Here is a 12,563-nt window from a genome sequence, read left to right as displayed (position 1 = left end):
GCGGGCACACCTGTGAGAACAGTTGAGCAGGCAACACAAATCACCCGGCTGAGAGCATGTTAACGGTAACATTGCAGCGCTGCAAGACCTTGTGCGCGTCGAAGCACGGGCGCTAGGGTCGCCACAACGCTTCCCGCGCCCGGCCGGCGTGCGGCGCGGGGTTGCCATGATTCCTGCTCGCAAGGAGGCGAAGCATGGGTCTACGCGAAACAGCTTTCCGGGGTGTGACGGCCGTTCCGGGCCCTCGACTCCTCCGACGATCCCGGTGTGACCGCCGGCGCGCGTAGTCGCGGCGGCGGTCGTCGGCAGAACGCCTGACGACCGCCCGCGGAACCACCCCGAGGTTCGCCCTCCGGTCCTGTCGCGACTGACGACACCCGGTCGGGCCCTTGTCGTGCGCCGTTCGGCACCGGCACATCGGCGTCGAACATCCCGCGCACCCCAGCGGTGCGGTGTGTCGTGTCCGACCGCGCCGCCGTCCAATCAGGACAGTTCGGTGTTCGTGCTGCCCTGCGCACACCACCACAACGGATCGAGGGTTCCTTGCCTACTCTGAAGATACGCGCCTCGGCGCTGCTGGCCGCGCTGGTCGTGACCGTCGCCGCGGCGCCGAGCGCGTCGGCCTACCCCGGGCCGGGCTACGTGACCGGCGACATCGGCGTGCACGACCCGAGCGTGGTCAAGCGCCCCACCGGCGGCTACCTGGTGGCGCACACCGGTAACGGCATCTCGCTGAAGACCTCCGCCGACCGGACCACGTTCCGCAACGCGGGCGCGGCGTTCCCCAACGGCACGTCGTGGGCCAACACCTACACCAACAACAGCCGCCACCTGTGGGCGCCTGACATCACCTACCGCAACGGCCAGTACTACATGTACTACTCGGCCTCGACGTTCGGCTCGAACCGGTCGGCGATCTTCCTCGCCACCAGCCCGAGCGGCAACTCCGGCACGTGGACCCACCGCGGCCTGGTCGTCGAGTCCCGCACCAGCGACAACTTCAACGCCATCGACCCGGACCTGATCGTCGACGACCAGGGCCGCTGGTGGCTGAGCTTCGGCTCGTTCTGGTCCGGCATCAAGATGATCGCGCTCAACCCGTCCACCGGCCTGCGCGCGGACACCAGCCTCCGCAGCATCGCCGGCCGCAACGGCGGCGCGATCGAGGCGCCGAACATCTTCAAGCGCGGCAGCTACTACTACCTGTTCGTCTCGTTCGACTACTGCTGCCGCGGCGCGTCGAGCACCTACCGGGTCATGGTCGGCCGCTCCACCAGTGCCACCGGCCCGTACCACGACCGCAACGGGGTCGTGATGACCTCGGGTGGTGGCACGGAGATCCTGGCCGGTCAGGGCAGCGTCCACGGCCCCGGCCACCAGGACGTGTTCGCCGACACCGACAGCGACATCCTCGTCTACCACTACTACGCGGACAACGGGGCCTCCCTGCTGGGCGTCAACTGGCTCGGATGGGACGCCGCGGGTTGGCCGTACGTCCGCTGACCCACCGCACAGCACCCCGGCCGCTGCCACGAGTCATTCGTGGCAGCGGTCGTGCCGGCGGGTGCCGGTGTGGAGGAGCTTGGCCTGGATCTCGATGGTGTCCGGGTGGTCCAGCGGTTCGAGGACGGCGAGCGCCCGGGTCCACGCGCCGGCCCCGGGGCGGTCGCCGGTCGCCTCCAGGGCGTCGCCGAGCCGGTCGAGGCTCGTCGCCTCCCGGTACGGGTCGCCGAGTTCGCGGAACAGGGTCAACGCGCGGCGGTAGCAGTCGGCGGCTCCGACGCCTCGCCGTCCGGTCTGATCATCTGGGATTGCCACGCGGGCGCCAACCAGCGCTGGTCCGTCGCGGGGCGCACCGCCTGACGGAGCTTCACCCAGGTGCGGGAGATCGTCGCCAGGGCGGAGTTCGACGCGGCGGGGGTCGGCTTGTACGTCCGGGCGACGACCGCGGGCACGAGCGGTTTCACGGCCGCGCGGCTCGCCACCGCCGTCATCATTGCCGAGTGCACCGCGTAGCTGCCCGAGCCGCGCCTGCACGCCGTGAGGTACCGTCACGCAGAGTGGTCGCCGAGGCGGGGTTGACCTTGACACGGTGACAAGGTGTCGACTGGGTGCAGGAGGTGGTCCCGATCCCCACGACACACGGAACCCCGCAGAACACCCGCCTGGCCGACGCGCTGAGCGCCGAGGACTCGTCGGTCCGGCTCCGGGCGGCCCTGGCGGTCGGCGCGAACCCCGACCCCGACCTGCTGGAGACCCTGGTCCGGCGGTGTGCGGTCGAGCCGGACTTCTTCGTGCGGGACATGCTGTCGTGGGCGCTGGCCCGCCTCCCGCCGGACATCACCCTGCCCCGGATTCGCCGCGAACTCGACTCCGAGCGCGCCCAGGCCCGCGGCCAGGCGCTGCACACGCTCTCCAAGATCGGCGACAGGAGCGCGTGGCCGTGGATCACGCGCGACATGCTGCGCGACGCCGACGACGAGGTGGCCCGGACGGCGTGGCGCGTCGCGTGCGCGCTCGTCCCGGAGGACGGGAAGGAGGACCTGGCCGACGAGCTGGTCACGCAGTTCGGCCGCGGTGGACGCGACGTGCGGTTGAGCCTGAGCCGGGCACTGGTCGACCTCGGCGACGTGATCAGGCCCGTGCTGGAGGACGCGGCGGCGGACCCGGACCCGGCGGTGGCCGCGCACGCCCGTGCCACGGAACTGCTCCTGGACGACCCGGAGACCGGTTTCGACGCGGCCGTCGCGGAGGCTCAGCGGATCGTCGCCCTCGGCGCGGAACGGGCCGCCGCGAACCCGGAGGAGGCGGAGGTTGCGGCGTGCTGATCGGTGACGTGGCCCGCCACTCGGGCGTGAGCACCCGGATGCTCCGGCACTACGACGCCCTCGGGCTGGTGCGGCCGACCGGGCGCACGGTCGGCGGCTACCGCGAGTACTCCGCCGAGGACGTCCGCCGGATCTTCCACGTGGAGGGCCTGCGGTCCCTCGGGCTCTCGCTGAAGCAGGTCGGACGTGCGCTGGAAGACCCGGCCTTCACGCCGTCCGGCCTGGTCGGCGACCTCATCAAGTGGACGGAAGACCGCCTGGAGCGGGACCGGGAACTGCTCGACCGGCTCCGCGCGATCGACGCGTCGGCGCCCACGGGCTGGCAGGACGTCCTGCACGTCGTCGACCTCATGCAGGGGCTCACCTCGCCCAGCGCCGCCCGCCGGCAGCAGGCCGTCCTGGCCCGGCCGGACGGCGCGCCGGTTCCCGCCGACGTGCTGGCCGGGGCGGCCCTGGCCGAGGCCGACCCCAACGTCGCGGGCGCCCTGCGCTGGGCGCTCGCCCGATCGGGCGGCGACGGCCTGGCGACGTTGGCCGCCGGCACGCACTCGGACGACGTGGACGTCCGGCGGCGCGCCGTGCTGACGATCGCCGAGATGGCGGAGGCTCCGGGCGCGACCGCGGTGCTGGCGGACGCGCTCGGCGACCCGGATGCGACGGTGCGCCGGCACGCCGCTCTGGCGCTGGGCGGGCGCGGGGTCACGGCGGCTGTGCCGACGCTGGTCGGCATGGTGGTCGAGGGCTGCAACGACGTGGAGGCGGCGGAGGTCCTCGGAACGCTGTCCCAGAACCCCGGAGCCGCGGACGCGATCATGACCGCGCTGGCGGACGAGCTCGCCGCGCACACCGCGGACTCCGCGGTCCGGATTCGCCTGACCCAGGCCCTGGTCGAGCTGTCGGGGACCAAGGCCCGTGAGGTCCTGCGCGGACTGGCCCACGACGAGGACCGCGCCGTCGCCCTCGTCGCCTCGGCCTTCATCGGGGTGCTCGACGAGCGGTCCTCCGAAGACCCGGGCGAGGAGGGCTCCTGACGCGCCGGGTCACCGCCACTCGGTGACGGTGACGTCGTCGCCGACGGCGATGTCGCCGGGCGCGAGCACGGACGCCTTGGGGCCGAAGCTGACGCCGTCGGGCTCACGGCGGTAGTCGGCCAGGGTGCGCAACGGCTCCGGTCCGACGCGCACGCCGGACGACTGGTCGACCAGGGTCACCGCGCAGCGGATGGCCCGCTCGCCGAACCCGATCTCGGCGCCGCCGATCGTCATCCGGCCGACCCGGTCCTCGGTGTGCGGCTCGGGCCAACCGCTGATCACGATGTTGGGCCGGAACCGGTCCATCGGGACCGGAGTCGCCCCGCGCGCCGCGATCCGGGCGTTCAGACCGTCCAATGAGGACAGTGAGAGGACGAGCAGGGCGGTGGGCTCGGCGCCGTTCCCGGCCCGGCTCGCCCGAGCCGGTTCGCGCACCAGGCGGACGGACGTGCCGACCGCCCCGGACAGCCACTCCGCCGCCTCGTCGCCCTGGTCGATCCCGGATCCCGGCCACTTCTCCACCTCCACCGGCCGGGCGGCGCCGTCCACCGCCACGTCCAGCAGGAACTCCCCGGCGCCGGGCGCGCTCAGCGCCAGCTTCGCGCCGTCGTGCACCAGCCGGGCGCGGACGGCGGCCAGCAGCGGCGCCTCGCCCTGCCAGACGGTCGTCCCGTCCGGCCCGACCACCGCGAACAGCCGATCGTGGGCCAACCCCGTCGGGGTGACCTCGGCGCGGTCCAGGACGACCCCGCCACACCCCTTGATCGGGTACACCGTCAGCGCGGAAACGCTTGCCATGCGGTCAAAGTACCCGTTGTGATCCTCGCCGGCGGGCAGGTCGGTCGGAGAGCTTGAGCCACACGACGCCGGCGATGATCACGGTGAGCCAGAAGGCCTTCGCGGGGGTCAGGGTCTCGCCGAAGAAGACGGGGCCGAGCAGCGCGGCTCCGACCGCGCCGATGCCGGCCCAGACGGCGTAGCCGATGCCCACGTCGATGGTGCGCAGGGCGAGGCTGAGGGCGAAGAGCGTCAGGAGGAAGAAGACGATCGCGACGAGCGACCAGGACAGGGCGGTGAAGCCCCGGCTGCCCCCGACGGACAGGGCGTAGCCGACCTCGAAGGCCCCGGCGAGGAGGAGCACGAGCCAGGCCCGTGCACGGTCGCCGCGGGTGGCGGGCGTTTCGTCGGTCCTGTGAGGCCCTTCCGCACGACCGACGTCGGCGAGGTGTGTCGAGCCGGTGTCCTGGGCCATCACGCCGCTCCGCTCAGCTGGAGGCCGACGACCCCGGCGATGACGGCGGCGATGCCGAGGAGCTTGCGCCAGTCGAGCCGCTGGCCGAAGAGCAGGGCGCCGAGGACGACGATCCCGACGCCCGCGACGGAGGTCCAGATCGCGTAGCCGGCGCCGACGTCGAAGGTCAGCAGCGCCAGGCTGAGGAGGTAGGTGGCGATGCCGCCGCTGACCAGCGTGGCGGCGGTCCAGGCGGGACGGGTGAAGCCCCGCGCCTTGCCGGCGGCGAGCGCGACGGCGATCTCGAAGACGACGGCGACGCCGAGGTGGAGCCAGTGCATGGGGGTCCTTGGGTCGAGTAGCGGTCGGACCCGTCGATCGTGGAACCTCACACCGGTGTCAACTGCAAGAATCGGGAGCCGCCCGGTGAGCCCTGAGGAGGTCCCATGCGCATCGGCGAGGTCGCGGCCGCCAGCGGCGTCAGCACCCGGTCCCTGCGGTACTACGAGGAGCACGGGCTCATCCGGTCCGAACGCACCCCCGGCGGGTGGCGCGACTTCGACAGCTCCACGGTCGAGCGGGTCGTCATGATCCAGCACCTGTTCGCCGCCGGGCTGTCCAGCTCCACCGTCAACGAGCTCCTGCCGTGCCTGGAGGCCCCGCCCGAGGAGCGCACGGGCGTCATGGAGGAGCTGCTCGCCCGGGAGGTCGAGCGCCTCGAAGCCAAGCGCCGCGACATCGACCGGGAGATCGACACGCTGCGCGCGCTCCGCGGCGAGATGACCCCGGCGGGCGATGTCCCGCCGGCAAGGACACCGGCCCGGGTGCCGCACGACTGGTCCTGACCTGCGGGAAGGCTGGGGTGCGGAGTCGGCGCCGCGGGCGTTTGCCCCGTGCCGGCCTGGGTACGCCGATCCGGTGAACAACCCGCTCGACATCTCCGACCTGTTCCCCGGACTCCGCGTGGAAGACCTCGTGGTCGACTACGACGACGCGGAGGACCCCGTGCTGAGGCACGCCGACGGCACGCCGATCGACACCTGGCGGGAGAACTACCCGTACTCGACGCGGCTGACGCGCGAGGAGTACGAGGTGTCCAAGCGGCTGTTGCAGATCGAGCTGCTGAAGCTGCAGTACTGGACCAAGGACACCGGTGCGCGGATGGTCATCGTGTTCGAGGGACGTGACGCGGCGGGCAAGGGCGGCACGATCAAGAGGTTCACCGAGCACCTGAACCCGCGCGGGGCGCGGGTGGTGGCGTTGAGCAAGCCGACCGACCGCGAGCAGGGCGAGTGGTACTTCCAGCGGTACGTCGACCACCTGCCGACCGCCGGTGAGATCGTCATGTTCGACCGGTCCTGGTACAACCGCGCCGGCGTGGAACGCGTCATGGGCTACTGCACCGACGAGCAGTACGAGCGGTTCATGCGGCAGGCCCCGACGTTCGAGCGGATGCTCGTGGACGACGGGATCACGCTGGTCAAGCTGTGGTTCTCGGTGTCGCGCGCGGAGCAGCGGACGCGGTTCCTGATCCGGCAGGTCGACCCGGTCCGGCAGTGGAAGCTCAGCACGAACGACGTCAAGTCGCTGGACCTGTGGGACGCCTACACGGAGGCGAAGGTGGCGATGTTCCGCGCCACCGACACGGAGGCCGCGCCGTGGACCGTGGTGAAGAGCAACGACAAGAAGCGGGCCAGGTTGGAGGCCATGCGCAGCGTGCTGGCGCGCGTGGACTACGCCGACAAGGACGTGGAGGTGGTCGGCGAGCCGGACCCGAGGGTGGTCGGGCCGGCGGCCACGCTGCTGGAGGAGGGGGAGGACGAGTCGTCGCTCAGCCCTACCCCCATCGCGCCCTTCGACGACCCGGACCACGGCCCCGGCGTCCACCCCGATTAGGGACCGCCTGCCGGGGGTCTTGCGCCGCCCGGCGCGGGTCAGGCCCGGTTGGCGAGCTGGGCGGCGGCGAAGAGGAACAGCAGGACGGTGAAGCTGGGTAGGGCGACCAGCGTGGCGAGCCAGAACGCAGCCTGCCGGCGGCGGAGGAACAGCCAGGTGATGAAGCTCGCGAGCAACCAGGGGAACAGCATGCGGCCGAGCACCTGGCCGGCGGCGTAGCCGGAGGACGGCGCGCCGGCCGTGGCGACGATGAGCACGACCGTCGCTCCGACCCACACCAGGGCGCCGAGCATGCAGCGTCCGAACGACGTTCTGGCGGGTGGTGCGGGCTGCGGCGGCGGGCCGGGGTAGTACGGGTGCTGGTGAACCGGGTAGGGCTGGTGCTGAGGGCCGGGGTACGGGTACTGCTGCTGAGGGTCGGGGTACGGGTACTGCTGCTGCTGCTGAGGGTCCGGGTACGGGTACTGCTGCGGCTGCGGCATGGGCGCCGGGTGCGGGGTGGGCGCCTGAGGCGGCCGGTTGGTCGGGTTCTGGTCGAAGTCCATCAGGGATCGCCTTCCTGCGAGGTGGACCCGACAGTAGTAGGCCGCGTCCGGCGACTTCAGCGGTGCACGTGGACGTGCGGCCTCACGTCGTCCCACGAGGGCAACACGGCCGCGGTGTGCGGGCGGCCGGCGATGTGGCAGCGGCGCTGGGGCGCGGCGGGCATCGGCATGATCGTCATCCTTGGCCGGTGGGGAACGGGGGCGGGCCGCCGGTCGTCGGCGGCCCGCCCGGTCAACGTCCCTGGCTGGGATAGGGGAGCAGCGCCATCTCGCGTGCGTTCTTGATGGCGGTGGCGACCTGGCGCTGTTGCTGCGGCGTCAGGCCGGTGACGCGGCGGGAGCGGATCTTGCCGCGGTCGGAGATGAACTTCCGCAGCAGCGTCGCGTCCTTCCAGTCGACGGTGGTGATGCCCTCTTTGCGCAGCAGGTTCACCCGGCGCTTCGGGGCGCGTTCGGCTTTCGGCACGCGGCTCACCAGCTCGACTTGGCGACGCCGGGCAGCTCGCCCCGGTGCGCCATCTCGCGCAGCCGGATGCGGGACAGGCCGAACGCGCGGTTGAAGGCCCTGGGACGACCGTCCACGGCGTCACGGTTGCGCAGCCGCGTGGGGCTGGCGTCGCGGGGGAGCTTCTGCAGCGCGCGCTGCGCCTCGTCCCGCCGGTCGGGGTCGAGGCGGATGATCTCCTTCAGCTCCGCCCGTCGCTCGGCGTACCGGGCGACGACCTCGCGTCGCTGCCGGTCCTTGGCGATCTTGGACTTCTTGGCCATCAGCGCTCCTCGCGGAAGTCGACGTGCCGGCGGACGACGGGGTCGAACTTGCGCAGCACCATGCGGTCGGGGTCGTTGCGCCGGTTCTTGCGGGTGACGTAGGTGTAGCCGGTGCCCGCCGTGGAGCGGAGCTTGATGATCGGCCGGACGTCGTTGCCCTTCGCCATCAGACCTTCACCCCCTGGCGGCGCAGCTCGGCCACCACGGCCTCGATGCCGCGCCGGTCGACGGTCTTGATGCCCTTGGTCGACAGGTTCAGCACGACGTGCCGGTTCTCGGAGGCCAGCCAGAACCGGCGTCGCTGGGTGTTGGGCAGCCAGCGACGCGAGGTGCGCCGGTGGGAGTGCGAAACCTGTTTGCCGAAACCGGGTTTGCGCCCGGTCACCTGGCAGTGCCGTGATGACACGCTACCTCCTTAAAACGACAATCGTTTCCGTTAGGCTAACCCATGAGCGGTCACGGCCCTGTTCGGTGGTCGGTTCCGGCCGAGGGCGTTGAGCGTTCTGTGATGACCGGTGCACGCGGCGTGTTCATCGCTTGACTGGGCCGACCCCGGTTCACCTCGGGGACCGAGGTTTTGTCGTGCTTGCCGAAACGGCTCGCAGCCCGGCGGCGGCGCGCGATCGCGACGACCTCGGCATCAGGATCGCGTAAGGAACAGGGGCACCGGCCCGAACGCCCGGTCCGCCGACACTAGGGTCCGCCGAGGAGGTCGGGGGAGGTCGGCGGCATGTCCGGGCGGACGTGGTTGTTCGGGTTCGCGCGACGTCCGCCGCGTGACCGCGCACCCACCGTGGTCGGTGCGGTCCGGCGCGCCCGGGGTGACGACGCGGCGCGCCCGCGACCCGCCGCGGCCGACCACGTCCTGTTCCCGCCAGTCCTGGCCGCGTTCGGCCGGACCGAGACCATCTAGGCCACCACCCCATGCCGAAGCTCGCCGCCGTCACCAAGCGGCTCCTGGTCGGGCGGCCGTTCCGCAGCGACCGCCTGTCCCACACCCTTCTCCCCAAGCGCATCGCGCTGCCGGTGTTCGCCTCCGACCCCATGTCGAGCGTGGCGTACGCGCCGGAGGAGATCCTGCTGGTGCTGTCCGTGGCGGGCGCCTCGGCGTACGTGTTCAGCCCGTGGATCGCGGTGCTCGTCGCCGTGGTGATGGCCGCGGTGGTGGCCTCGTACCGGCAGAACGTCCGCACCTACACGTCGGGCGGCGGCGACTACGAGGTCGCCACGGTCAACCACGGACCGCGGTGGGGCCTGGTGGTCGGCAGCGCGCTGCTCGTGGACTACGTGCTGACGGTGGCGGTGTCGATCGCCTCGGCCGCGGCCACCATCGGCTCCGCCGTGCCGTTCGTGGCGTCGCACAAGGTGGAGTTCGCCGTGGGCGCCATCGTCGTGCTGACCGCCATGAACCTGCGCGGGGTGCGGGAGTCCGGCACCGCGTTCGCCATCCCCACCTACGCCTTCGTCTTCGGCATCCTCGCCATGATCGTGTGGTCGCTGGTCCGCGTGTACGTGCTGGGCGGGGACGTGCGGGCGGAGAGCGCCGACTTCCGGCTGGTGGAGGAGCACGGCAGCCTGGCCGGGCTCGGCTTCGCGTTCCTCGTCCTGCGCGCCTTCTCCTCCGGCAGCGCGGCGCTGACCGGCGTCGAGGCGATCAGCAACGGCGTGCCCGCGTTCCGCAAGCCCAAGGGCCGCAACGCCGCCACCACGTTGCTGATGATGGGCGTGCTCGCCATCACCATGTTCCTCGGCCTGATCATGCTGGCCCGGCTCACCGGCGCCCAGGTCGCCGAGGACCCGGCCCACCAGCTGATCGGCGCGCCCGCCGACTACGAGCAGAAGACCCTGGTCGCGCAGCTCGCCAACGCGGTGTTCGCCGGGTTCCCGCCGGCCACGTGGTACGTCATCTTCTTCACCGGCCTGATCCTGGTGCTGGCCGCCAACACCGCGTTCAACGGCTTCCCGGTGCTCGGCTCCATCCTCGCCCAGGACCGCTACCTCCCGCGCCAGCTGCACACCCGCGGCGACCGGCTGGTGTTCTCCAACGGCATCGTGTTCCTCGCCGGGTTCGCCATCGTCCTGGTCGTGGCGTTCGACGCCGAGGTCACCCGGCTGATCCAGCTGTACATCGTCGGCGTCTTCATGTCCTTCGTGATCAGCCAGAGCGGCATGATCCGCCACTGGACGCGCCTGCTGCGCACCGAGACCGACCCCGCGGCACGACGGCGCATGCGCCGCTCGCAGGCGGTCAACGCCTTCGGCTTCGCCATGACCGCGCTCGTGCTCGCCGTCATCCTGATCACCAAGTTCACCCAGGGCGCCTGGATCTCGCTGGCCGCCATGGCCGCCATCTACGCGGTGATGAGCGCGATCCGCCGCCACTACCAGCGGGTCGGCGACGAACTCCGGGAGGACGACGACGAGCCCGTCACGCTGCCGTCACGCAACCACGCCATCGTGCTGGTCTCCCGGCTGCACCGCCCCACCAAGAGGGCGCTGGCCTACGCCAAGGCGCTGCGCCCCGACCGGCTCGAAGCCGTCACCGTCAACGTCGACGACCAGGACACACGCGCGCTCGTCGCCGCGTGGGACGAGCAGAACTTCTCCGTCCGGCTCAAGGTCATCGAGTCGCCGTACCGCGAGATCACCAAACCGGTCCTCGACTACGTCAAGCGGATCCGCGGCGACAACCCGCGCGACGTCGTCACGGTGTTCATCCCGGAGTACGTCGTCGGCCACTGGTGGGAACAGCTGCTGCACAACCAGAGCGCGTTGCGGCTGAAGGGCCGGCTCCTGTTCGAACCCGGCGTCATGGTGACCAGCGTCCCGTGGCAGCTCGCGTCCTCGAAGAAGGTCCACGAACGCCACGCCCTCGCGCCGGGCGCGATCCGTCGCGGCCTGTACGCCAAGAACGGCGAACACCGGGAAGGCTGAGCCGGACGGGACGACGTCGGCGCCGGCCTAACCGGCGAGCCGCTGCTCCGTGGCCGCCAGGTACTCCCGCAGCGTCCGCCGCGACCGGATGAGCGTGTCGATCCGCTCGTCCAACCCGTCGATGCGCGCCCGCAGCAGCTCCAGGGTCTCCGGGCACGGCTTCAGGTCGGGCGCCGGGCCGGTCGCGCACGGCTGGAGGTAGCCGATCTCCTGGGTGGACAGGCCGGCATCGAGCAGCTTCCGGATCTGGCCCACGGTCAGCACGGCGTCGTCGTCGTACTCCCGGTAGCCGTTGCCGGCGCGGTCGGGCACCAGCAGGCCCTGGGCCTCGTAGTACCGCAGCTGGTGCGGGTTCACCCCGGTCCGCTGACTCAGCTCCCCGATCAGCACGCGTCTCTCCCCTTGACCTTCATACCGGTGTGAAGGTTGACGATTGTGCCACCGAACCACAAGGGGGAGCACATGACTCACACCGGCACACCCGTCACGGTCCTCGGCCTCGGGATGATGGGCGGGGCCCTCGCCGGGGCGTTCCTGCGCGCGGGACACCCGACCACCGTGTGGAACCGCACGGCGGCCAAGGCCGACGACCTGGTGGCGCGGGGCGCGACGCTCGCCGCGTCACCGTCCGCCGCGATCGCGGCCTCACCGCTCGTGGTGGTCTGCGTGTCGGACTACGACGCCGTGACGGACGTCCTCGACGGCCCGCTCGACGGCCGGGTCGTCGTGAACCTGACCTCCGGCACGCCCACGCGCGCCCGAGCCCTCGCCGAGGAGGTGGCCGGCCGCGGCGGCGGCTACCTCGACGGCGGGATCATGGCCGTCCCGGACGCCGTCGGCACGCCCGACGCCATCATCGCCTACAGCGGCCTGCGATCGCTGCACGACGCCCACAGGTCCACATTGGACATCCTCGGCACGTGCCTGCACCTCGGCGACGACCCCGGCCTGTCGGCCACCCACGAGATGGCCACGCTCGTCCTCATGTGGGGCATGCTCGACGGCTTCCTCAACGGCGTCGCGATCCTCGGCACCGCCGGCGTGCCCCCCACGGCGTACGTCCCCATCGCCCGGACGGCGATCGACACCGTGGCCGGCTGGCTGCCGGGCTACGCGCGACAGGTCGAGGAGGGCGTCTACCCGGCCGACGATGGCACCGTCGACACCCACCTGTCGGTGATGGCGCACGTGATCGAGGAGAGCGAGTCGCTCGGCGTCAACGCCGACCTTCCCAGGCTCGCCAAGGCGCTGACCGAGCGCGCCGTGACCGCCGGTCACGGCTCCAGCGGGTACGCGGCGCTGGTGGAGCAGTTCCGCCAGGCGTGACGCG

The 12,563-nt window shown here is 71.7% G+C and carries 20 protein-coding genes; 8 read left to right on the top strand and 12 right to left on the bottom strand.

The features are described from left to right. Positions 1-543: 543 nt before the first annotated feature. A complete protein-coding gene (locus tag ACRAKH_RS19955; RefSeq protein ID WP_380724420.1) occupies positions 544-1,503 on the top strand; it encodes an arabinan endo-1,5-alpha-L-arabinosidase in 960 nt (319 codons plus the stop codon). A gap of 33 nt (positions 1,504-1,536) precedes the next feature. On the opposite strand, the gene ACRAKH_RS19950 is transcribed toward ACRAKH_RS19955, so the two are convergent. After that, the gene (locus ACRAKH_RS19950) at positions 1,537-1,752 is read right to left on the bottom strand and encodes a hypothetical protein (protein WP_380724419.1); all 216 of its coding nucleotides are present in this window, start codon (positions 1,750-1,752) and stop codon (positions 1,537-1,539) included. Beyond that, positions 1,749-1,985, bottom strand: a complete 237-nt coding sequence (locus tag ACRAKH_RS19945; protein WP_447009163.1) for a hypothetical protein — start codon at positions 1,983-1,985, stop codon at positions 1,749-1,751. The genes ACRAKH_RS19950 and ACRAKH_RS19945 overlap by 4 nt, the downstream gene beginning before the upstream one ends. A 135-nt stretch (positions 1,986-2,120) precedes the next feature. On the opposite strand from ACRAKH_RS19945, the gene ACRAKH_RS19940 reads away from it, so the two are divergent. Together ACRAKH_RS19940 and ACRAKH_RS19935 are read left to right on the top strand one after the other, a co-directional pair. Beyond that, the gene (locus tag ACRAKH_RS19940; protein WP_380724441.1) at positions 2,121-2,828 is read left to right on the top strand and encodes a HEAT repeat domain-containing protein; all 708 of its coding nucleotides are present in this window, start codon (positions 2,121-2,123) and stop codon (positions 2,826-2,828) included. Next, complete coding sequence (locus tag ACRAKH_RS19935; protein ID WP_447009162.1) at positions 2,822-3,859, top strand: MerR family transcriptional regulator; 1,038 nt, start codon at positions 2,822-2,824, stop codon at positions 3,857-3,859. Before ACRAKH_RS19940 ends, ACRAKH_RS19935 begins: the two co-directional genes overlap by 7 nt. Positions 3,860-3,868: 9 nt before the next feature. On the opposite strand, the gene ACRAKH_RS19930 is transcribed toward ACRAKH_RS19935, so the two are convergent. Genes ACRAKH_RS19930 through ACRAKH_RS19920 form a run of 3 tightly spaced genes read right to left on the bottom strand, consistent with a single transcriptional unit; the run spans position 3,869 to position 5,431 of the window. Continuing rightward, positions 3,869-4,657 (bottom strand): MOSC domain-containing protein, encoded by a 789-nt coding sequence (locus ACRAKH_RS19930; RefSeq protein WP_380720180.1) that lies wholly within the window; start codon positions 4,655-4,657, stop codon positions 3,869-3,871. 4 nt (positions 4,658-4,661) lie between these two features. Then, complete coding sequence (locus ACRAKH_RS19925; protein ID WP_380720183.1) at positions 4,662-5,111, bottom strand: DMT family transporter; 450 nt, start codon at positions 5,109-5,111, stop codon at positions 4,662-4,664. Then, positions 5,111-5,431, bottom strand: coding sequence for a DMT family transporter (locus ACRAKH_RS19920; protein WP_380720185.1), 321 nt, complete (start codon positions 5,429-5,431; stop codon positions 5,111-5,113). Before ACRAKH_RS19920 ends, ACRAKH_RS19925 begins: the two co-directional genes overlap by 1 nt. Before the next feature lie 105 nt (positions 5,432-5,536). On the opposite strand from ACRAKH_RS19920, the gene ACRAKH_RS19915 reads away from it, so the two are divergent. Continuing rightward, the gene (locus ACRAKH_RS19915; RefSeq protein WP_380720187.1) at positions 5,537-5,935 is read left to right on the top strand and encodes a MerR family transcriptional regulator; all 399 of its coding nucleotides are present in this window, start codon (positions 5,537-5,539) and stop codon (positions 5,933-5,935) included. Positions 5,936-6,008: 73 nt separating this feature from the next. Then, positions 6,009-6,986 (top strand): polyphosphate kinase 2, encoded by a 978-nt coding sequence (ppk2, locus tag ACRAKH_RS19910; RefSeq protein ID WP_380720190.1) that lies wholly within the window; start codon positions 6,009-6,011, stop codon positions 6,984-6,986. A 38-nt stretch (positions 6,987-7,024) separates the two neighbouring features. On the opposite strand, the gene ACRAKH_RS19905 is transcribed toward ppk2, so the two are convergent. The 6 genes from ACRAKH_RS19905 to rpmB are packed head-to-tail and all read right to left on the bottom strand — an operon-like array spanning position 7,025 to position 8,705. Beyond that, positions 7,025-7,531, bottom strand: coding sequence for a hypothetical protein (locus ACRAKH_RS19905; RefSeq protein ID WP_380720192.1), 507 nt, complete (start codon positions 7,529-7,531; stop codon positions 7,025-7,027). A gap of 56 nt (positions 7,532-7,587) precedes the next feature. After that, positions 7,588-7,710, bottom strand: a complete 123-nt coding sequence (locus ACRAKH_RS19900; RefSeq protein ID WP_380720195.1) for a hypothetical protein — start codon at positions 7,708-7,710, stop codon at positions 7,588-7,590. Positions 7,711-7,763: 53 nt separating this feature from the next. After that, positions 7,764-7,997: a 30S ribosomal protein S18 gene (rpsR, locus tag ACRAKH_RS19895; protein WP_380720198.1), complete on the bottom strand. Its 234-nt coding sequence runs from the start codon at positions 7,995-7,997 to the stop codon at positions 7,764-7,766. Positions 7,998-8,002: 5 nt separating this feature from the next. Then, positions 8,003-8,299 carry a 30S ribosomal protein S14 gene (gene rpsN / locus ACRAKH_RS19890; RefSeq protein WP_380720201.1) on the bottom strand — a complete coding sequence of 99 codons (297 nt, stop codon included), beginning with the start codon at positions 8,297-8,299 and terminating at the stop codon, positions 8,003-8,005. After that, the gene (rpmG, locus tag ACRAKH_RS19885; RefSeq protein ID WP_380720203.1) at positions 8,299-8,466 is read right to left on the bottom strand and encodes a 50S ribosomal protein L33; all 168 of its coding nucleotides are present in this window, start codon (positions 8,464-8,466) and stop codon (positions 8,299-8,301) included. The genes rpsN and rpmG overlap by 1 nt, the downstream gene beginning before the upstream one ends. Then, positions 8,466-8,705: a 50S ribosomal protein L28 gene (rpmB, locus tag ACRAKH_RS19880; protein ID WP_380720206.1), complete on the bottom strand. Its 240-nt coding sequence runs from the start codon at positions 8,703-8,705 to the stop codon at positions 8,466-8,468. Before rpmB ends, rpmG begins: the two co-directional genes overlap by 1 nt. 324 nt (positions 8,706-9,029) lie before the next feature. On the opposite strand from rpmB, the gene ACRAKH_RS19875 reads away from it, so the two are divergent. Together ACRAKH_RS19875 and ACRAKH_RS19870 are read left to right on the top strand one after the other, a co-directional pair. Then, positions 9,030-9,212 (top strand): hypothetical protein, encoded by a 183-nt coding sequence (locus ACRAKH_RS19875; RefSeq protein ID WP_380720208.1) that lies wholly within the window; start codon positions 9,030-9,032, stop codon positions 9,210-9,212. A gap of 11 nt (positions 9,213-9,223) precedes the next feature. After that, a complete protein-coding gene (locus ACRAKH_RS19870) occupies positions 9,224-11,233 on the top strand; it encodes an APC family permease (protein ID WP_380720211.1) in 2,010 nt (669 codons plus the stop codon). A gap of 27 nt (positions 11,234-11,260) precedes the next feature. Here the strand turns inward: ACRAKH_RS19870 and ACRAKH_RS19865 are convergent, their stop codons facing one another. Then, positions 11,261-11,623: a MerR family transcriptional regulator gene (locus tag ACRAKH_RS19865; RefSeq protein WP_380720214.1), complete on the bottom strand. Its 363-nt coding sequence runs from the start codon at positions 11,621-11,623 to the stop codon at positions 11,261-11,263. A gap of 72 nt (positions 11,624-11,695) precedes the next feature. Here ACRAKH_RS19865 and ACRAKH_RS19860 point away from each other — a divergent pair, with 72 nt between their 5' ends. Beyond that, positions 11,696-12,559 carry an NAD(P)-dependent oxidoreductase gene (locus ACRAKH_RS19860; RefSeq protein ID WP_380720217.1) on the top strand — a complete coding sequence of 288 codons (864 nt, stop codon included), beginning with the start codon at positions 11,696-11,698 and terminating at the stop codon, positions 12,557-12,559. Positions 12,560-12,563 lie beyond the last annotated feature (4 nt).

The sequence above is a fragment of the Saccharothrix hoggarensis genome (assembly GCF_052936025.1).
This window is presented reverse-complemented; position numbering and strand designations above follow the sequence as displayed.

Coding starts and splice junctions, on each gene's coding strand:
- ACRAKH_RS19930 (WP_380720180.1), bottom strand. CDS start 4,657: ATGGCAAGCGTTTCCGCGCTGACGGTGTACCCGATCAAGGGGTGTGGC.
- ACRAKH_RS19925 (WP_380720183.1), bottom strand. CDS start 5,111: ATGGCCCAGGACACCGGCTCGACACACCTCGCCGACGTCGGTCGTGCG.
- ACRAKH_RS19920 (WP_380720185.1), bottom strand. CDS start 5,431: ATGCACTGGCTCCACCTCGGCGTCGCCGTCGTCTTCGAGATCGCCGTC.
- ACRAKH_RS19915 (WP_380720187.1), top strand. CDS start 5,537: ATGCGCATCGGCGAGGTCGCGGCCGCCAGCGGCGTCAGCACCCGGTCC.
- ACRAKH_RS19905 (WP_380720192.1), bottom strand. CDS start 7,531: ATGGACTTCGACCAGAACCCGACCAACCGGCCGCCTCAGGCGCCCACC.
- ACRAKH_RS19900 (WP_380720195.1), bottom strand. CDS start 7,710: ATGACGATCATGCCGATGCCCGCCGCGCCCCAGCGCCGCTGCCACATC.
- rpsN (WP_380720201.1), bottom strand. CDS start 8,299: ATGGCCAAGAAGTCCAAGATCGCCAAGGACCGGCAGCGACGCGAGGTC.
- rpmG (WP_380720203.1), bottom strand. CDS start 8,466: ATGGCGAAGGGCAACGACGTCCGGCCGATCATCAAGCTCCGCTCCACG.
- ACRAKH_RS19875 (WP_380720208.1), top strand. CDS start 9,030: ATGTCCGGGCGGACGTGGTTGTTCGGGTTCGCGCGACGTCCGCCGCGT.
- ACRAKH_RS19870 (WP_380720211.1), top strand. CDS start 9,224: ATGCCGAAGCTCGCCGCCGTCACCAAGCGGCTCCTGGTCGGGCGGCCG.
- ACRAKH_RS19860 (WP_380720217.1), top strand. CDS start 11,696: ATGACTCACACCGGCACACCCGTCACGGTCCTCGGCCTCGGGATGATG.